Consider the following 23,316-nt stretch of genomic DNA (forward strand, 5'->3'; position numbering starts at 1 on the left):
AGGACGGAAGTTTCGAGGAGGGACCATCCCATGACCGTCATCGAGTCGCATACCGCTGGGGGTTCGACGCGTGAGAGCGTGTTCGACGGGCGCCTGGAATGGACGTCGGCCTGTCCGCTCAGCCACCTGATTCCCGGCCGCGGAGTGGCCGTCCTGCTGCGCGGGGGCGAACAGGTCGCGGTGTTCCTGCTCGACGACGGCACGCTGCGCGCGGTCGGGAACTTCGATCCGTTCGGCCGCGCCGCCGTGATGTCCCGCGGCATCGTCGGGGACCGCGCCGGCGAACCCACCCTTGCCTCACCCCTTCTCAAGCAGGTGTTCTCGCTCGACGACGGTCGCTACCTCGACGACCCGTCGGTGCGGTTGCCGGTCTACGACGTGCGAGTGTGGGCGGGTGTCGTGCAGGTCCACAGCCACCTCACCAGCGCGCGCTCCGACGACGGTCCGGCGACCGGCGCAGAGCTTTCGTGAACCAGGACAACACGCCGCTGCGCGGTTTCACCGTCGGAGTCACGGCGGCGCGACGTGCGGACGAGTTCGCGACGTTGCTCACGCGGCGCGGCGCCGACGTGGTGCACGCACCGGCGATCCGCATCATCCCGCTCTCGGACGACACCGAACTCGAGCGGGTGACCCGCAGCATCGTCGCCGGCCCACCGGACATCACGGTCGCGACGACCGCGATCGGATTCCGCGGCTGGATGGGAGCAGCGGACGGGTGGGGGCTTTCCGACGATCTGGCGCGCTCTCTTGCGGGTAGCCGCATCCTGGCCCGGGGACCGAAAGTCACCGGGGCGATCCGCGCCGCGGAATTGCGCGAGGAATGGTCACCGGCGTCGGAGTCGTCCGCCGAGGTGCTCGAACACCTGCTCGCCGAAGGTGTCCGGGGCCGCCGGATCGCGGTCCAGCTGCACGGTGAGCGCACCGAGTGGGAGCCGGGAACGGATGTGTGCGAAGCGCTTCGGGCCGCGGGTGCGGATGTCGTCGCGGTCCCCGTCTACCGGTGGACTCCGCCCGACGATCCCGCGACGCTGGACCGCATGATCGAGCAGGTCGCCGATTACGGGCTCGACGCGGTGAGCTTCACGAGTGCACCGGCGGTGGCCTCGATGCTCATGCGCGCCAAGGACACCGGAATGCTCGAACTGATGTTGCGAGGGTTTCGCACCGGTGTCGCCGCGGTGTGCGTCGGCCCGGTCACCGCGGCGCCGTTCGTCGCTCTCGAGGTGCCGGTGACGATGCCCTCGCGTGCACGGCTCGGCTCGCTGGCGCGGCACCTCGCCGAGGAACTTCCGCGCCGCGCCGTGCGGATCGAAGCCGGAGGGCATGTCCTCGGAATGCGCGGGCGGTGCGTGATGGTCGACGACACCACCCGGTGCCTGGCCCCGGCGGGGATGGCGCTGATCCGGACGCTCGCGTCGCGGCCGGGACGCGTCGTCTCCCGCGAAGAACTGCTCGCCGCGCTTCCCGGAGGCGGCGGAGACACCCATGCGGTGGAGACGGCGGTCGCGAGGTTGCGGTCGGCCCTCGGAGCGCCGTCGATCGTTCAAACCGTGGTCAAGCGCGGCTACCGCTTGGCGGTCGATCCGGAAGGACCCTGAGCCATGACCGATCCCGCTCTGCTGCTCGTCGCCCACGGCACCCGCAACCCGCGCGGAGTCGAGATGATCGCCCGCCTCGCCGACGCGGTGTCCGGCCGGGTCGGCGCGACCCGGGTGGCATTCGTCGACGTACTCGGTCCGTCGCCGTCCGAGGTGCTGCGCGAGGTCGCGGGGCCGGTGGTGCTGGTGCCGGCGTTCCTCGCCTCCGGATATCACGTGCACGCCGACGTGCCACGGGAGGTCGCCGACAGCGGTCACGGCAGAGTGCTGGTCACTCCGGCTCTCGGCCCCGACCCGGTCCTGGCGCGTGTGCTCGTCCAGAGGTTGCGCGAGGCCGGGTGGCGTCCCGGGGATGCCGTGGTGCTCGCGGCGGCCGGGTCGTCCGACCCGAGGGCACTGCACGACGTGCACCGCGCAGCCGACATGCTGTCGGCCCTGACGCACCGGACCGTGTCCATCGGCTACGTCGCGACCGGAGAACCGCGCGTGCCGCAGGTGGTCGAGGAGCTGCGCGAGCGAGGAGCCCGGCGGGTGTTCGTCGCGTCGTATCTGTTGGCCGAAGGACTGTTCCACTCCCGTCTGTCCGGCGCCGGCGCCGACGGGGTCACCGCCCCGCTCGGCGTGACGGCGCCTGTGGTCGATCTGGTCGCCCGCCGGTACTACGCCGCCGTTCCTGCGCTGAGGGCAAGCGCGGGGGTGCGCCCGGCGCGGTGATACGGCCGTACGCCGGACGCGTCAGCGGGGGAGCGGCAGCAACTCCACGACATCTCCGTCGGAGCACCGGGGCGGCACCAGCGCTATCGCGGTGCGGCCGATCAGGCCGGCGAGGTGGGCGGTGCGGATCGCGTTGTCGCACAACCACTGTCCATCCTCACGCTGGCGAGCGGGTAACAGGCGTGTGCGATCGCCCTCCACCTCCGACGCGTTCGCCAGAGGGCCGACCAGGCGTGACGGCGGCGTGCGGCCGGTACGGCCGTCGACGACGGCCGGAAGCATCACCAGCAGCGTCGACAACGCCGCAACCGGGTTTCCCGGCAGGCCCAGCACCGCGCGGCCGTCGGGCAGCACGGCGGCGACCTGGGAACCGCCGGGCTTGCACCGCACACGTTCGACGACGATGTGCGCACCTGCCCGGTCCAGAGCGCCGCGCAGCTGATCCGCGGCGCCGCCGCCCGTAGCCCCCACGATCACGAGCACGTCGACGTCCTGTGTGCCTGCGAAGAGGGCCTCGAACCCGCCGGGGCTGTCGTGCAACAGCGTCTCACCGACCGGTTCGGCGCCACACCACCGGACGAAACGGGGGAGCACAGGGCCCAGAGAATCCCGGGTCCGGCCCTCGAGCAGCGGACCGTGGCGCACGATCTCGTCGCCACTGATGACGAGGTGCACCCGGAGCGGGCCCCGGACGTCGATCTCGGCGACCTCGCCGCTCAGTGCCGCGGACAGGACGGCGGGGGTGACGGTCTCGCCGCTTTCGGCGAGCACGAACCCGGGGTCCCAGTCTTCGCCCCGTCGGCGGGTGTCGTCACGCACCGGGCACTCCGGAAGCCGGTGCACCACACCGTTGTCCACGCGGACGAACTCGTCGCGGACGGCCGCGGTGGCACCGGCCGGGAGATGGGCGCCGGTCGCGATGCGGGCAGCCTCGCCGTCGGCGAGCGTGAACACCACGGGATCACCCGCGCGGCGGACCTCGGGCCGCAGTGCCCACGGTCCGTCACCTGCAACGGCGTAGCCGTCCATCGCGGACGTCGGCAGGGGAGGCAGGGCCGCTTCGGCGACGAGTGGGGCGGCGAGTGTCGCGCCCTCCGCCGCGGCGACGGGTATCCGCCGAGCGTCCAGCGGGAGCAAGGCCTGACGCACCAGCGATCGTGCGTCGTCCGGGCCGGATGCGACGCGTCCCGGGGCGTGGGCGACGCGCGCACGGTGCAGATCTGCCGGAGTGTCGCAGTCGGCGGTGCCCGTCACGGTGACCGAGGCGTACCGGTCGGGGAGCAGAGCCTTCATCGGCCGGTCGGCCACCTCCTCGCCGAGATGCGCGAGGCGTGCAGAGAGCGCGGGGCCTCGCCACACCGCGAGCAGGTACTGCGTCCTGCCCTCGTCGTCCACCGCAAAGGCGGCATCCGCGGACAGATCGGCGTCGAGGGCCGCGATCAGTGTTGCCACGGTGGCGGCGGTGACGAAGGGCAGGTCCGCCGCCAGCGTCACCACGACGTCGGCCACAGGGCTTGCGGCGGCGAGCGCCGCGACGGGCCCGGCGCCGGCCGGGTGTTCCTGGACCTGGATGATCGCGGGGTCGAGGTCGTCGCGCCGGGGGCCCACCACCGTGATCCGCGCACACCCGGTGACGGAGGCGAGGGCGGTGTCGAGGAGGCGCCGCCCCCCGACCGCCAGGGCGGGTTTGTCGACGCCTCCCATCCGGGTCGCGCGGCCGCCCGCGACGATCACTGCCTCCACGTCGGTCAGTGCACTCATATCCTCATGCTGCCCCATGACGCCGCAGTTTTCGCAGGGGCCGGTGTCCTGCCGAATGTCGATCAGTAGTTCTTGGGCATCGAGCCGAGCCGGGCGAGCAGAGGCGCGGCCTCGATCAGGGTGTGCGCTTCTTCGGGGCTCAGCGTGGTGAGCAGATCGCGTATGCCCCGTGCCCACATGGCGTCGATCAGCGCGTTGTTGCGCCGGGCCAGGTCGGTCTGGTGAATCCGGTGCGATCGCCCGTCGTTCGGATCGGCGCGTCGCTCGAGCAGTCCCCGATCGACGAGGCGGCTGACGGTGGTGCTGACGTTGCTGTTCTGCAGGTCGAGCGCGCGCGCGATCTCCGAAATCGAACTGCCCGGGCGCTCGGCAACCGCGCGCAGGACCTCGATCTCGGAGTTCGGCATGGCCGACAGGCCCGCCTCGCGCTCGCCGAATCTCCGGAGCGCCCACACCAGCGAACGAGAGGTCCGGGCGAGGCTGTCGACGTCGCTGTCGCTTACGTCCCGTGGATTCACCATGCTACGATACTAGCTCTTAAATGTATATATACATTTAAATATACATCGGCAATGAAAGGCACGTATGCCCCAGCATGACTCCGCGACCACCCAGGCGCCGGATATCCCCGAGAGCACCGAGACCGGTGACGACACCGGCGGCACGCCGTTCTCGGCGAAGTTGATCGCGGTCCTGGCTCTCCTCGCGGCAGTGGCGCCGCTGGCGATCGACATGTACCTCCCGGCCTTTCCGGAAATGGCCGAGGAATTCGACACGAGCGCGTCGGCGATTCAGCTGACCCTCACGACATTCCTGCTCGGAATGGCCATCGGCCAGCTCGTCTTCGGCCCCTTGTCCGACCGGTTCGGCCGCCGCCCGCTCCTGCTCGTCGGCACCCTCGCGTGCGCGGTGTTCAGTGCCGCGAGTGCGCTCGCGCCCACCATCGAATTGCTCGCGGGCGCGCGGTTCGTGCAGGGCTTCGCCGGTGCGGCGGGCATCGTGCTCGGCCGCGCCGTCATCGCCGACCGGGCCGAGGGCGTCGCGGCTGCCAAGCTGTTCAGCCTGCTCGTCGTCATCAACGCGGTAGCTCCGATCATCGCGCCTCTCGTCGGCGGTGTGATCGTCACGAACGTCGGCTGGCGTGCCGTCTACTGGGTGCTCGCCGGCTTGTCCGTCCTCATGTTCCTGGCCGTGCTGCTTCTGGTGGCCGAGACCCATCCCGTCGAGCGCCGCACCCAAGGCGGCGCCACCGCGATGCTGCGGGATGCCCGGGAAGTACTCCGGAACCGCCGGTACGTCGGATACACACTCGCGTACGCCTTCGCCTTCGGTGTGATGTTCGCGTACATCTCCGCGTCGCCGTTCGTGCTGCAGAACGTCCACGGCATGTCCACCGGCTGGTACACGGTGGCGTTCACCGCCAACGCGATAGGTCTCGTGATCGGCAGTATCGCGAACGACAACATCGTCCGCCGGATCGGCTCCGGCCGAACGTTGCGGATCGGCCTCACGATCCTGGCGTCCATGTCTGTCCTGATGCTCATCAACAGCCTTGCCGGACCGGCGATGTGGGTGACGCTGATCCTGCTGTGGTGCACGATGAGCAGCCTCGGACTCATCATCGCGAACGCCACCACCTTGGCCCTGGGCCAGGCGCAGCGCGCGGCGGGCACCGGCTCGGCGTTGCTCGGTGCGCTCCAGTTCCTGCTCGCGGCAGCGATCGCCCCGCTCGTCGGAATCGGCGGAGAGGACACCGCGGTGCCCATGGCGGTGGCGATGGTCGTCAGCGGCGTCATCGCGTTGGGTGCGATGGCGTTGGCCAGGCCCGAACGCGCCTGAGCACCAGCGAATCACGCACCTCGCCGGTGGGTCCGGATGGCCGGACCGACCGGCGAGGTCGTTGTCACGGGGCGGGGAAGAGGTGGCGTGCCTGCGCCAGATCCACTCGGTCTCCGCGGATCGGTGTGCCTTCGAGCGCCAGCCGGGCCAGTTGCCGGTAGGCGAGGTGCGCGGCAGGTCTGCCGGACGCCGGCACCACGCGATGCCACGGCAGGTCGGCGGTATCGGTACGCATGATCCAGCCGACCGTACGCGGGCTGGAAAGCTCTGCGGCATCGGCGATGTCGCCGTAGGTGGCCACGCGCCCCTCCGGGATGGACGCGACGAGCGCGCGCACCTTTTCGATCTGGTCGTCGGTGGTCGCGGCCATCTACAGCACCCGGGAGATGAGGTCGGCGGTCTCGGCGGGGCGGGCCTGCTCGATCATGTGATCGCAGTCCACCTCCACCTCCGTCAGGTTCGATCCCAGCCGGTCGGCGAGTGCGGCGCGGAACTCGGGCGAGGTGTATCCGGGCTGGACCTTTCCGGCCCGCGCGAACACGGTCCGGATGTGAGCGGGGGGCAACACGTAGTCCCGGGCGAGTTCGCTCCACGACGTCACCGTCGCGGCCACGCACACGCGCCAGGCGACGCGCCCCGAATCGAGCGCCACCAGATGCTCTTCGACCTCCGCGTCGAGCAGTTCCGGATCGACTTCGGCCCAGTCGGCGCCGACTTTCTCGGCACGCGCCTCCGCCTCGTCGGTGTAGTCCGGGTAGCGGGCCGTCGAGTCGGCGACCTCGAGCATCCGCTCCGGTGGCAACGCGATCGCCGGATCGAGCAGGACGAGCGCTCGCACGCGTTCCGGTGCCGCGGCGGCGAGATGCAGCGCCAAAGCGCCCCCGAAGGAATGACCCACCACCGTCACCGGACCGGAGGCATGCGTGTCCAGCACGCGGAGCAGGTCGTCGACGTGGCGCTCGAACGTCCAGGGCGGTGTCCACGGCGATCGGCCGTGGCCGCGAAGGTCGGGTGCGAGGAACCGGGCGTGGGGGAGATGAGTCTCCGCGAGGTGCCGCCAGCGCCGGCCGTGACCCGTGAGCCCGTGCAGAGCAAGGATCTGCGGCCCGTCGGCGGGGCCGAACAGGTGGGTGCGGAGGGTCTCGGCAGCGTTCACGCGACCACTATCGCAGCACGGCTACCGGTAGTAGACGGCCAGCGGGCCGTTGGGGCCGTCCACGCAGGTCACCGGGGTGTCGAACACGCGGGTGAGCGTGTCGTCGACCACGATCTCCTGCGGGGTCCCGAACTCGACGACGCGCCCGTTCTTCACCGCGCAGATCCGGTCCGCGTAGTGCGCGGCAAAGTTGATGTCGTGCAGGACGATGACCACCGTCCTCCCGAGTTCGTCGGCGGCACGGCGCAGGTGCTGCATCATCAGGACCGAATGCCGCATGTCGAGATTGTTGAGCGGCTCGTCGAGAAGGACGTAGTCGGTGTCCTGGCACAGCACCATCGCGACGTAGGCGCGCTGGCGCTGCCCGCCGGAGAGCTGATCGAGATAGCGGTTCTCGAGCGGGCCGAGGTCGAAGAACTCGATCGCGCGGCTGATGATCTCCTGATCCTGCCGGGTGATGCGGCCCTTCGAATGCGGGAACCGACCGAAGCCCACGAGCTGACGCACCGTCAGCCGGGTGACGAAGTGGTTCTCCTGACGCAGGATCGAGACGATCTTCGCGAGGTCTTTCGACGGGGTGCGGGCGATGTCGTATCCGGCGATCTCGATCGAACCGGAATCGGCACCGAGCAGCCGGCCGATGATCGTCAGCAGCGTCGACTTGCCGGCTCCGTTGGGCCCGACCAGTGCGGTGATACCGCCCGCCGGAATCTGGAGATCGACGGGGCCGATCGACACCCCGTCACCGTAGTCCTTGCGGACGCCCTTGAGCTCGATCACAGTCTGCCCTTTCGGAGGAGGACGTAGAGGAACACCGATCCGCCGACGGCTTCGATGATGATCGACACCGCGCCCTCGGCGTAGAAGATGTTCTTGAGAACGAAGTAGGCCCCCGTGAGGACGACGAACCCGGTCAGCACCGCGACGGGAAACACGTATCGGTGGTCGTAGGTGTTCGCGAACTGGTACGCGAGGGTGGCCACGAGAAAGCCCAGGAAGGTCATCGGTCCGATGAGGGCGGTGGAGACGGCCATCAGGACCGACACGAGGAACAGCACGATCATGATCTCGCGGCGGTGATTCAGGCCGAGGTTGGTGGTGATGTCGCGTCCCAGCGCCACCAGGTTGAGTTTCCGTGCACGCCACCACAGTGCGGCGGCAGCGGCTAGACACAGGGGAATCGCGACGGGGAGGTAGGAGGCGTCCGCGTTGGACACGGACCCGAACAACCGCGCGGTGAGGATGTCGAATTCGCTCGGGGTGAGCAGTCGCTGCATGAAGGTCGAGACGGAGCCGAGCCCACCGCCGAGGATGATCCCGACGAGCAGCATCACCTGCAGGTTGCCGTACTTACCCGACAGCAGCCATCCGTAGAGCACGAGCGAGAAGAAGACCATCAGCGCGATCTGCAGGAGGAACTGCGGAGTTCCTTGCAGTGCAACGACTCCGACGGCACCCAGAAAGTACACCGCGGCGGTGGAGATCGCGACGTACAGTGCCTCGAATCCCATGATCGACGGTGTGATGATCCGATTGTTCGTGGCCGTCTGGAACGCGACGGTGGCGGTGGCCTGGCACACCACGACGATTGCGATGACGACAAGGCTGGTCGCCCGCATCTCTGTGATCCGCCAGAATCCGGAACTCCCGAACGGCATCGGGTTGTTCCACACCAGCGTTCCCACCGCGAAGAAGCACGCGAGCAGCGACAGGCCGGCGAGCAGAATCCAGTAGCGCCGGCGCGCCTTCGGGTTCGGAAAGACGTCCGACGCAGGAAGTTCCGCCGGCGGTGCCGCGACCGCCGATTCCGCGCTGACGGGCATGGTTTCAGGCATGACGACGGCTCCGCAGCAGTAGAGCGATGAACACGACGGCGCCGACCACGCCGAGGATGAGCGAGACGGGGACCTCGAACGGGGCGATGATCGTCCGCCCGATGAGGTCGCACACCGTCACGATCGCGATGCCCAGCAAGCAGACCCAGGGCAGATTGCTGCGCAGGTCGTCGCCGCGGAACATGGAGACGATGTTCGGGACGATGAGGCCGATGAACGGCAGATTTCCCACGACGACGGTCACGACGCCGGTGGCCACAGCGATGAGGCCGGTGCCCAGGAAGATGATCCGGGTGTAGTTGAGCCCGACGTTCGTCGCCACGTCTTCGCCCAGGCCGGCCACCGTGAGGCGGTCCGCGACCAGGAACACCGCGACCGCAACCGCGGCGACGATCCACAGCACCTCGTACTGTCCCCGCAGGACGGAGGTGAAGCTTCCGGCGAACCACACGCCCAAGCTCTGGAGCATGTCGGTGGCCAGGGCGAGGTACGTCGTGATCGAGCCGACCACGGCGCCGAGCATGATGCCGACGATCGGCACGATGAGGGACGAGGACAGCGAGACGCGGCGGAGGAACAGGAAGAAGATCATCGTGCCGACGAAGGCGGCGGCGATCGCCCCGATCATCCGCGGTACGAGTCCGGATCCGGGCAGGAGGATCATCATCAGGATGAGGCCGAGGCCCGCCCACTCCGTCGTGCCGGCGGTGGTCGGCTCGACGAACCGGTTCTGGGTGAGCAACTGCATCACCAGCCCCGACATCGCCATTGCCGCGCCCGCCAGAACCAGCGCGATCGTCCGGGGGATGCGGGTGATCTCGAACATCTCCCAGCCCTGTTCGCCGCCGAAGATGTCGTACACCCCGGTGAACAGCGACATGGTCAGCAGGACACAGACTCCGAGGATTCCCAGGAGGAGTTTCCAGTCGAACAACCGGCCCTTGCGGGTCGGGGAAACCGTCGTTGTGCTCATCGATGCTGCTGTCTTCCGTGAGGCATTCATGCCTGGGCCCGCGGGACGAACCCGCGGGCGCCAGGAGTGACGAAGATCAGGACTTCTGCTGCTCGAGCAGGTCCGCGAGGGAGTTGAAGAACTCCGTGTACGTCTGGATGCTCTCGTTGGTGTAGGTATCGGTCGGCAGGAAGATCACCTTGCCGTCCTTGACGGCGGTGACGGACTTCAGCGCTTCGGTGTTCTCGATGATGTTCGCCGCGGGGACGAATCCCTCGCCGCCACCGTTGGCGGTTCCCGCGTCACGGTCCATCACGATGATCAGGTCGGGGTTGGAGGCTGCGACGGCCTCGACCGAGATGTCGTCGCCCTGGTGGTTGTCCGAGCTCTCGGGCACCTCGAGCGACGGGGTGAAACCGAAGATGTCGAACATGGGGCCGATCGTGCGGCCGGTGCTCGGCGCGACGTAGCCGATTTCGCCGCCGGAGGTGATCAAGCCCATCACGGACGTGTCGGGGGAGTAGGCGGCTTTCACGCGCGCGATCGAGGCGTCGAATGCGTCGTTGAGGGCCTGGGCTTCGGCCTGCTTGCCGAAGATCTCGCCGAGAACGGTGGTGCCGCGCTTGAGCTCGGCGTCGAACGGCTGGTCGTCGCGCGGAGTGACCTCGACGATGGCGGCGTCGGGCGCGAGGCGCTCGAAGTCCCCGCGGAACTGCGCGAACCGGCCGCCGTTGATGATGAGGTCGGGCTCGGCCGCGACAACCGCCTCGAGGTTCGGCTCGCGGTGGGTGCCGAGGTCGACGACGTCGCTGTCCTGCTTGTACCCGATCGTGCTCGGCATCAGGCTCACGGCGCCGGCCGACAGGTCCACGCCCCACGAGTCGAGCGTCTCGAACGTGCTGTTGTCCGTCGCCACCACGGACTTCGGCGGAGTCGTCACGGTCTGCTCGCCGAAGTTGTCCTCGATCGCGACCGTCTGGGCTGCCGCGGTGGTGTCGGCGTCGTCGGTCGTGGAAGTGGAGCACCCGGCCAGGGCGATGACGGCCAGGGCGCCGATTGCGGCGCGCCGGTAGTTACGGATGGCGTTCATAGCTGTGATCCTCGTTCTGCGTCGACAGTCGGCGGCGTGGTGCCGCAGCCGAGGCAGAGCTTAACCTAGCCTTACCTACCCGTTGCTTCCGGGCGTTAACGATTCTCCGGGCAGGGAGACGGCAGATGCCACCGGCCGGTTGTCGGGGGGTTCTGGTGGGATGTCGATATGCCCGACCTCGACCTCCGTGCGCCCGACCGCTCGCGACGACCTGCCGCGCGACTGGTCCGGCGACCGGATGTCGCACCGGCCGCCAGGACGTGGCCCGACGATGTGCGGGCAGTGTTCGCCGACGCACCGCCCGCCCCGCGATGGCGCCCCTGGCAGGTGCTCGGCGGGCCCGGTACCGGCAAAACGTCGCTGCTGGTCGACCTGGTGGTACATCGCATCTCCTCCGGGGTCGATCCCGAGTCCGTCCTCGTACTCACCCACTCCCGCCGCGCCGCGACAGCGCTGCGCGAGGCGATCACCGCCGGGCTGCTGGGTGCCGGTGCACGCGCCACCCGGGAGCCGCTGGTCCGCACCGTCCACTCGTACGCGTTCGCGGTATTGCGCTTACAGGCAACTGCGCACGGCAACCCGCCGCCGCGACTGATCACCGGCGCCGAACAGGACGCGGTCCTACGCGAACTGCTCCGTGGCGACATCGACGACGGTGCCACCGGGTGGCCCGAGCGACTCCGCCCCGCCCTCGGTATGACCGGATTCGCCGTCGAACTCCGCGATCTGATGCTGCGTGCCAGCGAGCGCGGGCTCGGTCCCGAAGACCTCGTCGCACTGGGCGAGCGGCGTGATCGCCCCGAGTGGGTCGCGGCCGGGCGATTCGCGCAGCGGTACGAGCAGGTCATGCTGCTGCGCGGCGCCGTCGGTCTCGAAGCACCCGAAGCGACCGCGCCCGCGCTCGACGCGGCAGAACTCGTCGGGGCGGCGCTTGCCGCCTTCGCGACCGACCCCGACCTGCTCGCGTCCGAGCGCAACCGGATCCGTCACCTGCTCGTCGACGATGCGCAGCACCTCGACCCGCAGGCGGCTCACCTCGTGCGGGTGATCGGCACCGGTACCCGGACGAGCACCGTCGCGGGCGACCCCGACCAGAGCGTGTTCGGTTTCCGTGGCGCCGATCCCACCTTTCTCGAACGGTTGGCCGACGACGATCCGTCCCGCCGCATCGTGCTCGGTACCAATTACCGGGCCGCGCCCGCGGTAGCGGCGGTGACCCACCGCATCGCGCGCAGAGTGCCCGGGCTGCCTCCGCATCGCGGCGCCGCCTCACCCGATGGCACCTCGCCCGATGGCATCTCACCCGAGGCCGCAACCGAACCCGGCTCGGTGCGGGTGGTGGTGCAGCCGTCGCAGGCGAAGGAAGCCGCGCTCGTCGCCGACACCCTGCGCCGCGCCCACCTCGTCGACGGAGTGCCCTGGTCCCGCATGGCGATCGTCGTCCGATCGGTGCCGCGAGTCCTCGCACCGCTGCGACGCGCGCTGCTCGCCGCCGGCGTCCCCATGACCACCGCGGCCTCCGAGTTGCCTCTCGCCCGGCAGCACAGCGTGGCAGGTCTGCTGCTCGTGCTGCGGGCAGTGTCCGGTCGCCGGTTCGGCGGCGAGGAGGCGCTGGCGCTGCTGTCGGGTCCGGTCGGCGGTGCCGAACCCGTCGCCCTGCGTCGTCTGCGGCGAGGTCTGCGCCGCGTCGAATTGGCGTCCGGGCGCGACCGCGACTCTGCGGAACTGCTGCGTCTGCTGCTCACCGACGGCGACGGCGGTGACCACGGTGACAAGGGCGGCGAGACCGCTCACCTCGTCCGCGGCCTGACCGAGGTGGAGTCCGCGCCGCTGCGAAAGGTTCTCGGCGTGCTGCGCAAAGCCCGCTCCGCGGCCCTGCGGGGCGGCGGACTCGAGGACGTGCTGTGGGAGGCCTGGCAAGCCACCGGTCTCGAACGACGCTGGGCCGCCGCGTCGGCCCGCGGCGGACCGGTCGGCGCGCAGGCCGACCGCGACCTCGACGCTGTCGTGGCATTGTTCGACGCCGCCGCCGACTACGTCGACCGCCTACCCCGCGCGCAGATCGCAGGATTCGTGGATTACCTGACCGAGCAGGAGATTCCCGGCACCGTGCGCACGCGGTTGGTCGCCGAGACCGAAGCGGTGACGGTGGTCAGCGCGCATTCCGCCGCCGGGCGCGAATGGGATGTCGTCGTGGTCGCCGGTGTGCAGGAAGGCTTGTGGCCGAGTCTGCGGGCGCGGGGCACCCTGCTCGGCATCGAATCGCTCATCGATGCGGTGTCGGGTGCCGACGGTGGCGAGCATGCGTCGGTGCGGTTGTCGCGCATGGCACCACTGCTCGCCGACGAGCGCAGGCTGTTCCTCGTCGCCTGCAGCCGAGCCCGCACACACCTGCTGGTCACCGCGGTCGACTCGGTGAGCGGCGATACCGAACTCGTACGTTCGCGGTTCGTCGACGAACTGCTCGGCGGCGACGATCCCGACGCCGTGCCCGACTCCGAGATGCCCGAAGAGGTGCGCATCCGGGTGCTCGCGTTGCCCGCGCTCGTCGCCGAGCTGCGCAGCGTGGTGTGCGATCCGCTGGTTGCCGAACACGAACCGGAGCGGCAGCGCACGGCGGCCGCGCAACTGGCCCGGCTCGCCCGCGCGGGCGTGCGCGGTGCCCACCCCGACGAGTGGTACGGCACTTCCGATCCCAGCACCGCGGCGCCGTTGTGGGATCCCGGCGACGACGCGGTCCGGTTGTCGCCGTCCACCGTCGAACAACTCGTCACCTGCCCGCTGCGATGGATGTTCGAGCGGCACGGAGGTGCCGACGGCGAGAACAGTCACGCCGTCACCGGCACGCTCGTCCACACGCTCGTGCAGGCCCTCGCCGGCCGTATCCCACCCGAGCGCATCGATCAGGCTCTCGAAAAAGCCTGGGATTCAGTCGATTTGGGGTCCGAGTGGTATGCGAAACGTGAACTCGAACGCACCCGCCGCATGCTCGACACGTTCTCGACCTGGCTGCAGGGCACGCGCAACGACCTCACCGAGATCGGCGTCGAGGTCAGTGTCGACGGAATACTCGAACCCCCCTCCGACGACCTGCCGCGCGTGCGGCTGAAAGGTCGCATCGACCGGCTCGAACGCGACCCCGACGGCCGGCCCGTCGTCGTCGACGTCAAGACCGCGAAGAATCCCGTGTCCAAGGACGCCGCGCGCGACCACGCACAGCTCGCCGCGTACCAGGTGGCGGCTGCTGCCGGAGCGATCGACGGGGAACCGGCGTCGTCGCCCGGCGGTGCCCGGCTGGTGTTCGTGGCCAAACCTCACAACAAGGAAGGCGCGACCCAGCGTTTACAGCCGCCCCTCGACGAAGAGGGCCTCGCCCACTGGCGCGAGGTGATCCACGAGGCGGCCGCGGCGACGCAGGGACCGCAGTTCCTCGCGCAGGTCAACGACGGCTGCCGGCATTGCCCGGTGCTGTCCAGTTGCCCTGCCCACGACGAAGGAAGGCAGGTGACGGACGGATGACCACCCCCGCAGTGAGTGCCGCCCGGCTGGCCGAGGCGCTCGGACAACATCCACCGACCGCCGAGCAGGCCGCCGTCATCGAAGCGCCCATGGGGCCCGTGCTCGTCGTGGCGGGTGCCGGAGCAGGCAAGACGGAGACGATGGCCGCACGGGTGGTGTGGCTCGTCGCCAACGGGCTTGTCGAACCGGAACAGGTGCTGGGCCTCACCTTCACGCGCAAGGCCGCCCAACAGCTCACCGCCCGCATCCGAACCCGTCTCGCGAAACTCGCAGGCTCGGCCCTGATCCGGGATCTGGACCCGGAGGGAGGCCTGCGCGCCCGCATCCTCGCCGGTGAGCCCGAGGTGGGTACCTACCACGCGTACGCCGGCCGGTTGCTCGGCGAGCACGGCTTGCTGCTGCCGATCGAACCGACGGCAACGCTCCTGTCGGAAACGGAATTGTGGCAGGTCGCCCACCGGGTCGTCAGTGCGTGGGACGGCGAACTCGATACCGACCGCAGCCCGGCGTCGGTGACGGAGGCGGTGCTCGCGCTGTCCGGCCAGCTCGCCGAACATCTCGTCGAGCCGGAAGACCTTCGCGAGGCGCACACCGAACTCGACAAGCTGATCCATACGCTGCCGGCAGGGCCGGGCCAGCGCGGCGGACCGTCGAAAACGCTTCTCGGATACCTGGAGACACAGCACGACCGGTTGCAGTTGCTCCCGCTCGTCCAGCGACTGTCCGACACCCTCCGCAGGGAAGGCGCCCTGGACTTCGGCAGTCAGATGTCGCTCGCCGCGCGGGTCGCCCGCGATCATTACGAAGTGGGCGCCGGGGAACGCGAACGGTTCCGGGCCGTGCTGCTCGACGAATACCAGGACACCGGTCACTCGCAGCGCGTGCTGCTCGGATCGCTGTTCGGAGGTGCTCAGGACCCGAATCTCGCGGTCACCGCCGTGGGCGACCCGATGCAGTCGATCTACGGCTGGCGCGGCGCCTCGGCGGCGAACCTCCCGCGATTCGCCACCGACTTCGCGTTGCCGGGCGGGCGTCCCGCGCCCACCCTCGAACTGCTGACCAGCTGGCGCAATCCTCCCGAAGCCCTGGACCTCGCGAACGTCTCGTCCGAACCCCTGCGCGATCGTGGCGTGGCGGTCAGCCGCCTGCGGCCCCGGCCCGACGCCGTGCCCGGCGACGTGCGGTTGGCGCTGCACACCGACATCGACGCCGAGCGCAACTGGGTCGCCGACCGCATCGCCGCGGAGTACGCAGCCGCGCGCGAGGCCGGAAAACCACCGCCGAGTGCGGCGGTGCTGGTGCGGCGCAACGCCGACGCCGCCCCGATCGCCGAAGCCCTGCGTGCCCGCGACCTGCCGGTGGAGGTCGTCGGCATCGGGGGCTTGTTGCACACGCCCGAGGTCGCCGACCTGCTCGCCATGTTGCGGCTCGCGGCCGACCCGCTGGCCGGCAGTGCGGCCGTGCGTGTGCTGACCGGTGCCCGGTGGCAGATCGGCGCGGCCGATCTGAAGGCACTGTGGCGACGCGCCCAGACACTCGCCATCGCCGGTCGCTACGGAGTGGCCGGTGCCGTCACCGACCCCGATGCGCTCGACGAGGCACTCGATTCCTCGCTGCCCGGCGAATACGCCGACCAGGCGGGCCTGGCAGACGCCATCTCCGATCCGGGTGATCCGGGCCAGTACTCGGAATTCGGGTTCGCGCGCATCACCGCGCTGGCCCGCGAACTCGCCTCGCTGCGTGAGCGTCTCGGCCAGCCGCTCACCGAACTCGTTGCCGAGGTCGAACGGGTCCTCGGAATCGGTATCGAAGCGGAAGCGCGAGTCGGTGGTCGCGGCGGTATCGCCGGCCGTGAGCACCTCGACGCGTTCGCCGATGTGGTGGCGTCGTATGCGGCGCGCACCCACGCGACCCTCGGTGGACTGCTCGGCTACCTCGCGGCCGCGGAGGAGATCGAAAAGGGGCTCGCGCCGGGTGAGGTCGAAGTCGACCCCGAACGGGTGCAGATACTCACCGTCCATTCGGCGAAGGGGCTCGAATGGGAGGTCGTGGCGGTTCCGCACGTCACCGCGGGCGTCTTTCCGTCCTCGTCTGCCGCCGCGACGTGGCTGGGGTCCGTCACCGAATTGCCCCCGCAGCTGCGTGGCGACCGCGCGATGCCGGGCGACGATCCGGGGTCGAGCACCGACGGGGTGCCGGTGCTCGAACTCGACGACATCTTCGATCGCAAGATGCTCGAGAACGCCATCGACCGCCACAAGGGTGCCCTCAAGAGTCGCAAGCTCGACGAGGATCGCCGGTTGTTCTATGTCGCGCTCACCCGCACCGAGCGTGCCCTGTTCGTGTCGGGTCACCACTGGGGCGATACGGGGGCCGAACCGAAGGGCCCGTCCGAGTTCCTCGAGGAGATGCACGAATTGGTCTCGGCGCGAAGCGAACTGGGGACGATCGAGGTGTGGGAGCCGGCACCGGAACCCGGTGCTCGTAACCCCATGACGGAGTCGCCCCGCAGTGCCACCTGGCCTCGCGACCCGCTCGGTTCGCGTCGTGCCGACGTCCAGCGGGGAGCTGCGCTCGTGCTCTCGGCACTCGACGCCGGCGAACCGAATCCGCCCGGCAGCAGCGAGGACGATCCGGACGACTGGGCAGCCGACGTCGATGCGTTGCTCGCCGAACGGGAACAGCGGTTCGAACGGGCCGCCGAGGTGATGCTCCCGGCCCAGCTGTCGGTCAGCCAACTGGTCGACCTCGCGACCGACCCGGAGGCGCTGGCAGCACGTCTGCGTCGTCCGCTGCCGTTCCGGCCGAACCCACTGGCGCGCCGGGGTACCGCCTTCCACGCGTGGCTCGAACGCCGTTTCGGCGCAACGCGTCTGCTCGACCTCGACGAACTTCCCGGCGCCGACGACGAAGGCGGCGACGAATCCCACTTCGAGCGGCTGCAGGAGGCGTTCCTGCGGTCGCCGTGGGCTGCCCGCAACCCGGTCGAGGTGGAAGTCCCGTTCGAGACGTCGCTGGGCGGCACCGTCATCCGTGGTCGCATCGATGCGGTGTTCGAGGATCCCGACGGAGGCTGGACGGTCATCGACTGGAAGACCGGTGCCGAGCCCGACGCGGACGCACTGGCGTCGGTCGGTCTGCAGCTGGCCGCATATCGGCTGGCGTGGGCGCAGCTCATGGCGGCCCGCATCACACGCATCACCGGGCGACCGGCCGAGCCTCCATTGAACAAGGTGCGTGCGGCATTCCATTACGTCCGTACGGGCCGCACCGTCGCACCCGGAGATCTCCCCGGCGCGGCCGCGATGGAACAGCTCGTGCGGGGTGCCGGGGACGACTCTGCCCGGGACGATTCTGCCGGGGATGCCGGACAGCCGGGGGAGCCCGCCTCCTAGCCGGTGTGGGGCGGCGGCGCGCTGTCGGAAGGTGCAGCAGCGCCGGAGGAGGCCGCGGCGTGGTCGAGGAGGGACAGGTAGGCGTCGAGTGTCCCCGCGCCGGCAAGGAGGTCCCGGCTGCGCACAGCCAGCCGCGCCTGCCAGGAGCCGAGGAACCGGCTCAGTGCGTCCGCACCGCCCGCGTCGCGCAGCGATGCGAGGAACCGGGCGACCTGGCGCAGCGGGTAGCCGCCCCGGCGCAACTGTCGTGCGATCTCGGCGTCGTGCACGGACTCGGCACCGAACATGCGGTAACCGGTCGCGCGATCACGTTCGGGCCGGAGGATTCCCTGGGACTCCCACGCCCGCAGCGTCGCCGCGTGAACTCCGAGCCTTCGTGCCAGTTCGCCCACCGTGAGGGGCCGGCCCGGGACGGAAGCAGGTGCCGTCGCGGTGAGACCACCGAGAACCGTCGCGACCTCTGTTCGGGTGTCGCGTTCGGCGAGCACCTCGACGTGTGTCGCGTCGATCAGCCGGTAGGCGGACTCGGTGTCGTGCCGATTGACCGCACGCATGATGTCCGTCGCTCGCCGGTGCCCGTGTCCGCGCCGCAACGTGAGGAAGGTCCGCAGAGCCTGCGCGTGAAGAGGGGTGTAATACCGGTAGCCGGCCTCGGTGCGCCCGGTCGGCGGGAAGATGCCCGCATCGTCGTAATTGCGGATCGCCTGTGCGGACAACCCGTGTTCGCGGGCGAGGTCGACGGGCCGCATCGTATTTCCTTTGTTTGAGGCTTGGATCTCCCTGTCGTGGGCCGATAGGAGACAACCTTCACCCGATTCTTCAACGATAGCGTCGAAGGCAGGTTTTCCCGGAAGGAGAATTCATGTCTACGACCACGTCGCCGACCGAGATCTGCCGGCAATTGGACACGCCCGGAGATCTGGGAAGCGCGTTCGACGAGTTGCTTGCCACGCGGCAGGAACCCCCGAGCCTGCTCGCCCTCGGCGAGCCGACCCACGGAATCGCCGCATTCCCGTTGCTGCGCAACGAACTTCTCTGTCACCTCGTCGAACGCGGATACCGCTCGATCGTGCTGGAGACCGATGTCCTCGCCGCTTCTGTCGTCGACAACTACGTCGGGGGCGGGGCAACGGAGATCGACGATGTCCTCGAGCGCGGCTTCAGTCATGGTTTCGGCCGCGTCCCCGGCAACCGCGAACTCGTCGAATGGCTCCGCGGTTACAACACCGGTCGTCCCGCGCGGGATCGGGTGCGCTTCTACGGATTCGACGCCCCGGTGGAATTCTCCGGCGCACCCAGCCCACGACACGCACTGTCCGTCGTTCTGGAGTACCTGCCCGCTGCGCTGCATCCGGACTCGGCCGGGGACGTCGACGGACTGCTCGGCGACGACGCGGACTGGACGAACCCGGACGCGATGCGGGACCCGGCTGCGTCCATCGGGGACTCCGAGCGTGCTCGCGCCCTGCGCCTGGTCGCGGACGACCTCATCAGCGTGCTGCGCCGCGCAGCGCCCGTCCTCGCTCCCACCGATCCGGTGGCGTACGACGATGCCCTCGCGTACGCGCACACCGCGCGGGGTCTGCTTCGCTACCACGCGGCCATGGCGCACACCGCGTCGGACCGCATCGCCACCCTGCTCAGCCTGCGCGCCGCCATGATGGCCGAGAACCTTCTCGCGATCGTGTCCAAGGAGAAGGGCCGTGGGCCGAGCCTGGTGTTTGCGCACAACGCCCACCTCCAGCGAACGCAGTCGTCCATGCCGGTCGACAACGAGGGAGCGATAGGGCCAAGTGCCGGTGCGCTCGTCGGCTTTGCTCTCGGAGAGCGCTACATGTTCGTTGCCGCGGACGCCGGGCTGCACCCCCGTCCAGGCACCCTTCAGGGCACACTCGCCGAGGCGACCGCACGGCGCGCCCTGTTCCCTGCGAAGCCCTTGCACGCTGCCCTTCCGCGCTCGCTCGGCACGGGCGAACCCATTGTCCGAGGACATATTCCGCTGAGTCCGGCCGACGTGGAGCGCGCCGACGCGATCGTCTTCGTTGCCGACACCGACGGGCACCAGCACCAGTACTGGTAACGCGCCACATCGATGACGCGCAGACCAGAGGCACATCCGCGGTCTGCATCAGGTGGAAGCGAGGCTCAGGCCCGTGAAAACCCGCCGGCCTGTGAAAACCCGCTGTGCGGGCCCCCCGCGCGCCGTTACGCTCGTAGGCACCGTTCGACGGAAAGGGGCGGCCGTGTCGACCTTTGTGCTGTTGCCGGGAGCAGGGTCGGACTCGTGGTACTGGCACCGGGTGGTGCCGATGCTCGAGGGACGCGGGCACGCCGCGCTCGCCGTCGATCTCCCGTACGCCGACGACAACGAGAACCAGGACTCGTACGCAGACTTCGTGGTTGCGGCGCTCGGCGATGCTCCCGGACCCCTCGTGGTGGTGGCCCAATCGATGTCGGCGTTCACCGCCGTTCGTATCGCAGAGCGGTGTGCTGTGGACGAACTCGTGCTGGTGGCACCGATGATCCCTGCGCCCGGCGAATCACCGGCGCAGTGGTCGGGCGACGTCGGGCACGAGGATGCTCAGCGGGAGCAGGCCGTCGCGGACGGACGGGACCCCGATGCACCGCTCGACATACGGGAGTTGTTCTTCCACGACATCCCGGACGCCGTCACCGAGGAAGCGTTCGCCCACGAGGAGACGCGCCTGTCGGACGCGGCGTTCGAACCCGCCTGGGATGCCGAGCGCTGGCCCGACGTTCCGGTGCGGGTTGTCGCAGGCCGGCGCGACCGGTTGTTCCCGCTCCCGTTCCTGACGGCACTGTCCCGTGCGCGCGCCGGTGTCGAGCCGGTGGTCGTCGACTCGGGACACCTTGTGGCACTTGCGCGCCCGTCCGAACTCGTCGACATTCTCCTCGGTGCGTAGACGCACGGGGTCAGCGGCGGTGCGCCCCCGGGGCGAGGCGACGCACCTCGAGGGCCGCGGTGACGAGAGGGATCTGCAGCGGCAGCCGTGCCACCGCGACGGCCTTTGCCACCGGTGAGATCCGGTCGCTGCGCAGCCACGTGACGGCCATCTGCGCGTTCGCAGGGAACACCGCGAGAAACAGCGCAGCAGCCAGCGCGCCACCCGTCCGGCGGGTACGCGGCACCACGAGCGCGAGCCCGACCCCGATCTCGGCGACTCCCGAGACGTGGGTGTAGGTGCGGGCGGAACCGGGCAGCGCGCGGGGGACGATGCCGTCGAAGGGTTGCGGTCGGACGAAGTGCATCGTGCCTGCGCCGAGGAGCAATGCGGCGAGCCGCAACGCCGGTCGTCGGGACGGTTGGGTGGACATGGGCGCCACAGTAGCGGGCGGCGCGTAGGCTGCGATCCGGAATCGATGGCCGTCCGGCATCGCTACGGTGTAAGTGAGGTCCCCCCTGGGGACCGAGACGAGGTGGAGTAGGCACGATGCCCGGTAGATTGCGTGCGAGGTTCAGTCGCTCCGATCAGCTCACCGAGCGTCCGGACTTCGCGTTGGTGGGCGTCCTCCGGGTGCCGGAAGAGCAGACGAGTCCCGGAATCGCGATTGCGCGTCGCATCGGTTACGCCTTCGCGGCGCTGCTGTTCGCGGTGCTGGTCGTCTACCTCGACCGCGACGGGTACCGCGACGCCCAGGGCAACGCGTTGTCGTTGCTGGACTGTCTCTATTACGCGACCGTGTCGCTGTCGACCACCGGGTACGGCGACATCACTCCCTTCACACCCGAAGCGCGCCTGATCAACGTTCTCGTGATCACCCCGCTGCGGGTGTTCTTCCTGATCGTGCTGGTCGGAACGACGTTGTCGGCTCTGACCGCGAGTTCACGACAAGCATTCAAGATCCAACGATGGAGGCGCCGCGTGCGTAATCACACCGTCGTCATCGGCTACGGCACCAAGGGCCGTACCGCCGTCGACGCCATGCTGGGCGACGGTGTCGCCCCATCCGACATCGTGGTGGTGGACACCGATCCCGTCGTCCTGGAATCCGCGGCCGGGCAGGGACTGGTGACGGTCCAGGGTTCGGCAACCAAGTCGGACGTTCTCCGCCTCGCGGGTGTGCAGCACGCCGCCGCTGTCATCGTCGCCGCGAACCGCGACGACACCGCGGTGCTGGTGACTCTGAGTGCCCGCGAGATCGCCCCCAAGGCCAAGATCGTCGCCGCGATCCGCGAGTCCGAGAACACGCACCTGCTGCGGCAGTCCGGTGCCGACTCGGTGGTCATCTCCTCCGAGACCGCGGGCCGCCTGCTGGGTATCGCTACGACGACACCCAACGTGGTCGAGATGATCGAGGACCTGCTCACCCCCGAAGCCGGATTCGCCATCGCCGAACGTGACGTGGAACCGTCGGAGATCGGCGGTTCGCCGCGACACCTCAAGGACATCGTCCTTGCCGTGGTGCGCGACGGCCGGATGTGGCGGATCGGCTCGCCCGAGGTGGATGCGGTGGAGGCCGGCGACAAGCTGCTCTACATCCGGCTCGTGGGCACGCAGCCGGGCGCGATGCGCGGCTAGTGTGCTCGAAGTGACCAGTTTCTCTCTGTCCGGTACCCCACTCCTGTCGCGCACCGTCGTCGAGCGCGCCGAAGAGCTTCGCTCCGACGAGGACGCGCTGCGGGCGGGGTGGGCGGACGCGAAACTCCTGAAGGTGGACCGACGGGGACAGGTGCCCGTGGCGGACGGGGCACTGGTGTTCCGTGCCGCCGCGGAACTCGGCCCCGAGCCGGCCCCCGGGGCGGTGTTTCTCGGTGTGCGCGACGAGCGGCACGTGTGGGCCGTCCGCGTACTCGCACAGACGGGAGAGGTTGCGGACCTGCGCAAGGTCGGCGACGCACTCGACGACGCGGACGCGGACCTGATGGTGAGTGCGGTGGCCTTGCTCAACTGGCACGACCGGGCAGGGTTCAGCGCGGTCGACGGTTCCGTCACCGAACCCACCATGTCCGGATGGTCGCGGATCAGTTCCGAGACCGGGCACGAGGAATTCCCGCGCACGGACCCGGCGGTCATCTGCCTGGTGCACGACGGCGGCGACAGGGTGCTGCTCGGGCGTCAACCCGTGTGGCCGGAGCGGCGCTTCTCCGTCCTGGCAGGATTCGTGGAGGCGGGCGAATCGCTGGAATCGTGTGTGGTGCGGGAGATCCGCGAAGAAGTCGGCGTCGACGTGCGTGACATCCGCTACCTCGGAAGCCAGCCGTGGCCGTTTCCGCGGTCGTTGATGCTCGGGTTCGCGGCCGTCGCCGACCCCGCTCAGCCCCTGGAATTCCGGGACGGCGAGATCGGCGAGGCGCGATGGTTCACTCGCGACGAGGTGCGGAACGCACTCGAGGCCGGCGACTGGGCGTCGGCCGACGAGGTGCCTCTGCTGCTGCCGGGCTCGATCTCCATTGCCCGGGGCATGCTCGAAGGATGGGCCCGGGGCTGATCC

At 69.5% G+C, this 23,316-nt stretch carries 20 protein-coding genes; 10 read left to right on the forward strand and 10 right to left on the reverse strand.

Features of this window, described 5'->3' with window-relative positions; translation table 11 throughout:
* The first annotated feature begins 30 nt into the window (after window positions 1–30).
* From nirD to HF886_RS04885, 3 genes are read left to right on the forward strand one after another with little or no spacing between them, the layout of a single operon-like run.
* Window positions 31–471: a nitrite reductase small subunit NirD gene (gene nirD, locus HF886_RS04875; protein ID WP_169651702.1), complete on the forward strand. Its 441-nt coding sequence runs from the start codon at window positions 31–33 to the stop codon at window positions 469–471.
* On the forward strand, window positions 468–1,601 hold the full coding sequence (locus HF886_RS04880) for a uroporphyrinogen-III synthase (RefSeq protein WP_169619742.1): 1,134 nt from the start codon (window positions 468–470) through the stop codon (window positions 1,599–1,601). The genes nirD and HF886_RS04880 overlap by 4 nt, the downstream gene beginning before the upstream one ends.
* Window positions 1,602–1,604: 3 nt before the next feature.
* Entirely contained in the window at window positions 1,605–2,315 is a 711-nt protein-coding gene (locus tag HF886_RS04885; protein WP_169619741.1) for a sirohydrochlorin chelatase, read from the forward strand.
* A 21-nt stretch (window positions 2,316–2,336) separates the two neighbouring features.
* Here the strand turns inward: HF886_RS04885 and HF886_RS04890 are convergent, their stop codons facing one another.
* On the reverse strand, window positions 2,337–4,076 hold the full coding sequence (locus tag HF886_RS04890) for an NTP transferase domain-containing protein (protein WP_169651703.1): 1,740 nt from the start codon (window positions 4,074–4,076) through the stop codon (window positions 2,337–2,339).
* 62 nt (window positions 4,077–4,138) lie between these two features.
* On the reverse strand, window positions 4,139–4,597 hold the full coding sequence (locus HF886_RS04895; RefSeq protein ID WP_169619739.1) for a MarR family transcriptional regulator: 459 nt from the start codon (window positions 4,595–4,597) through the stop codon (window positions 4,139–4,141).
* A gap of 64 nt (window positions 4,598–4,661) precedes the next feature.
* Here HF886_RS04895 and HF886_RS04900 point away from each other — a divergent pair, with 64 nt between their 5' ends.
* Complete coding sequence (locus HF886_RS04900) at window positions 4,662–5,915, forward strand: multidrug effflux MFS transporter (protein ID WP_169651704.1); 1,254 nt, start codon at window positions 4,662–4,664, stop codon at window positions 5,913–5,915.
* A gap of 64 nt (window positions 5,916–5,979) precedes the next feature.
* On the opposite strand, the gene HF886_RS04905 is transcribed toward HF886_RS04900, so the two are convergent.
* The 6 genes from HF886_RS04905 to HF886_RS04930 form a co-directional block, all read right to left on the reverse strand.
* Window positions 5,980–6,285: an MGMT family protein gene (locus HF886_RS04905; protein WP_169619737.1), complete on the reverse strand. Its 306-nt coding sequence runs from the start codon at window positions 6,283–6,285 to the stop codon at window positions 5,980–5,982.
* Window positions 6,286–7,071 carry an alpha/beta fold hydrolase gene (locus HF886_RS04910; protein WP_169651705.1) on the reverse strand — a complete coding sequence of 262 codons (786 nt, stop codon included), beginning with the start codon at window positions 7,069–7,071 and terminating at the stop codon, window positions 6,286–6,288. It abuts the gene before it with no gap.
* A gap of 21 nt (window positions 7,072–7,092) precedes the next feature.
* Complete coding sequence (locus tag HF886_RS04915; RefSeq protein ID WP_169619735.1) at window positions 7,093–7,851, reverse strand: ATP-binding cassette domain-containing protein; 759 nt, start codon at window positions 7,849–7,851, stop codon at window positions 7,093–7,095.
* On the reverse strand, window positions 7,848–8,906 hold the full coding sequence (locus tag HF886_RS04920) for an iron chelate uptake ABC transporter family permease subunit (protein WP_240954891.1): 1,059 nt from the start codon (window positions 8,904–8,906) through the stop codon (window positions 7,848–7,850). The genes HF886_RS04915 and HF886_RS04920 overlap by 4 nt, the downstream gene beginning before the upstream one ends.
* Entirely contained in the window at window positions 8,899–9,879 is a 981-nt protein-coding gene (locus HF886_RS04925) for an iron chelate uptake ABC transporter family permease subunit (protein WP_169619734.1), read from the reverse strand. Before HF886_RS04925 ends, HF886_RS04920 begins: the two co-directional genes overlap by 8 nt.
* A 76-nt stretch (window positions 9,880–9,955) precedes the next feature.
* A complete protein-coding gene (locus tag HF886_RS04930) occupies window positions 9,956–10,948 on the reverse strand; it encodes an ABC transporter substrate-binding protein (RefSeq protein WP_169619733.1) in 993 nt (330 codons plus the stop codon).
* Window positions 10,949–11,116: 168 nt separating this feature from the next.
* On the opposite strand from HF886_RS04930, the gene HF886_RS04935 reads away from it, so the two are divergent.
* The gene (locus HF886_RS04935; RefSeq protein ID WP_169651706.1) at window positions 11,117–14,467 is read left to right on the forward strand and encodes an ATP-dependent DNA helicase; all 3,351 of its coding nucleotides are present in this window, start codon (window positions 11,117–11,119) and stop codon (window positions 14,465–14,467) included.
* Window positions 14,464–17,862, forward strand: coding sequence for a UvrD-helicase domain-containing protein (locus HF886_RS04940; RefSeq protein ID WP_169651707.1), 3,399 nt, complete (start codon window positions 14,464–14,466; stop codon window positions 17,860–17,862). The genes HF886_RS04935 and HF886_RS04940 overlap by 4 nt, the downstream gene beginning before the upstream one ends.
* On the opposite strand, the gene HF886_RS04945 is transcribed toward HF886_RS04940, so the two are convergent.
* A complete protein-coding gene (locus tag HF886_RS04945) occupies window positions 17,859–18,611 on the reverse strand; it encodes a MerR family transcriptional regulator (RefSeq protein WP_169651708.1) in 753 nt (250 codons plus the stop codon). The genes HF886_RS04940 and HF886_RS04945 overlap by 4 nt on opposite strands.
* Before the next feature lie 113 nt (window positions 18,612–18,724).
* On the opposite strand from HF886_RS04945, the gene HF886_RS04950 reads away from it, so the two are divergent.
* Window positions 18,725–19,942: an erythromycin esterase family protein gene (locus HF886_RS04950; RefSeq protein WP_169651709.1), complete on the forward strand. Its 1,218-nt coding sequence runs from the start codon at window positions 18,725–18,727 to the stop codon at window positions 19,940–19,942.
* 163 nt (window positions 19,943–20,105) lie between these two features.
* Entirely contained in the window at window positions 20,106–20,786 is a 681-nt protein-coding gene (locus HF886_RS04955) for an alpha/beta fold hydrolase (RefSeq protein WP_169651710.1), read from the forward strand.
* A gap of 10 nt (window positions 20,787–20,796) precedes the next feature.
* Here HF886_RS04955 and HF886_RS04960 read toward each other — a convergent pair whose 3' ends face one another.
* Window positions 20,797–21,198 carry a hypothetical protein gene (locus tag HF886_RS04960; RefSeq protein WP_169651711.1) on the reverse strand — a complete coding sequence of 134 codons (402 nt, stop codon included), beginning with the start codon at window positions 21,196–21,198 and terminating at the stop codon, window positions 20,797–20,799.
* Between the two features lie 116 nt (window positions 21,199–21,314).
* Here HF886_RS04960 and HF886_RS04965 point away from each other — a divergent pair, with 116 nt between their 5' ends.
* Both HF886_RS04965 and nudC read left to right on the forward strand, forming a co-directional pair.
* Window positions 21,315–22,403: a potassium channel family protein gene (locus HF886_RS04965; protein WP_169651712.1), complete on the forward strand. Its 1,089-nt coding sequence runs from the start codon at window positions 21,315–21,317 to the stop codon at window positions 22,401–22,403.
* Between the two features lie 10 nt (window positions 22,404–22,413).
* A complete protein-coding gene (gene nudC / locus HF886_RS04970; RefSeq protein ID WP_169619725.1) occupies window positions 22,414–23,313 on the forward strand; it encodes an NAD(+) diphosphatase in 900 nt (299 codons plus the stop codon).
* The last annotated feature ends 3 nt before the right edge of the window (window positions 23,314–23,316 follow it).

The organism is Rhodococcus sp. 105337 (genome assembly GCF_012844225.1).
Lineage (GTDB): Bacteria > Actinomycetota > Actinomycetes > Mycobacteriales > Mycobacteriaceae > Rhodococcus.

Excerpts from the sequence above, each read along its gene's own strand:
- nirD (WP_169651702.1), top strand. The coding sequence starts at position 31 with ATGACCGTCATCGAGTCGCATACCGCTGGGGGTTCGACGCGTGAGAGC.
- HF886_RS04930 (WP_169619733.1), bottom strand. The coding sequence starts at position 10,948 with ATGAACGCCATCCGTAACTACCGGCGCGCCGCAATCGGCGCCCTGGCC.
- HF886_RS04920 (WP_240954891.1), bottom strand. The coding sequence starts at position 8,906 with ATGCCTGAAACCATGCCCGTCAGCGCGGAATCGGCGGTCGCGGCACCG.
- HF886_RS04965 (WP_169651712.1), top strand. The coding sequence starts at position 21,315 with ATGCCCGGTAGATTGCGTGCGAGGTTCAGTCGCTCCGATCAGCTCACC.
- HF886_RS04935 (WP_169651706.1), top strand. The coding sequence starts at position 11,117 with ATGCCCGACCTCGACCTCCGTGCGCCCGACCGCTCGCGACGACCTGCC.
- HF886_RS04950 (WP_169651709.1), top strand. The coding sequence starts at position 18,725 with ATGTCTACGACCACGTCGCCGACCGAGATCTGCCGGCAATTGGACACG.
- HF886_RS04960 (WP_169651711.1), bottom strand. The coding sequence starts at position 21,198 with ATGTCCACCCAACCGTCCCGACGACCGGCGTTGCGGCTCGCCGCATTG.
- HF886_RS04895 (WP_169619739.1), bottom strand. The coding sequence starts at position 4,597 with ATGGTGAATCCACGGGACGTAAGCGACAGCGACGTCGACAGCCTCGCC.
- HF886_RS04940 (WP_169651707.1), top strand. The coding sequence starts at position 14,464 with ATGACCACCCCCGCAGTGAGTGCCGCCCGGCTGGCCGAGGCGCTCGGA.
- HF886_RS04890 (WP_169651703.1), bottom strand. The coding sequence starts at position 4,076 with ATGAGTGCACTGACCGACGTGGAGGCAGTGATCGTCGCGGGCGGCCGC.
- HF886_RS04900 (WP_169651704.1), top strand. The coding sequence starts at position 4,662 with ATGCCCCAGCATGACTCCGCGACCACCCAGGCGCCGGATATCCCCGAG.
- HF886_RS04885 (WP_169619741.1), top strand. The coding sequence starts at position 1,605 with ATGACCGATCCCGCTCTGCTGCTCGTCGCCCACGGCACCCGCAACCCG.
- HF886_RS04945 (WP_169651708.1), bottom strand. The coding sequence starts at position 18,611 with ATGCGGCCCGTCGACCTCGCCCGCGAACACGGGTTGTCCGCACAGGCG.
- HF886_RS04905 (WP_169619737.1), bottom strand. The coding sequence starts at position 6,285 with ATGGCCGCGACCACCGACGACCAGATCGAAAAGGTGCGCGCGCTCGTC.
- HF886_RS04925 (WP_169619734.1), bottom strand. The coding sequence starts at position 9,879 with ATGAGCACAACGACGGTTTCCCCGACCCGCAAGGGCCGGTTGTTCGAC.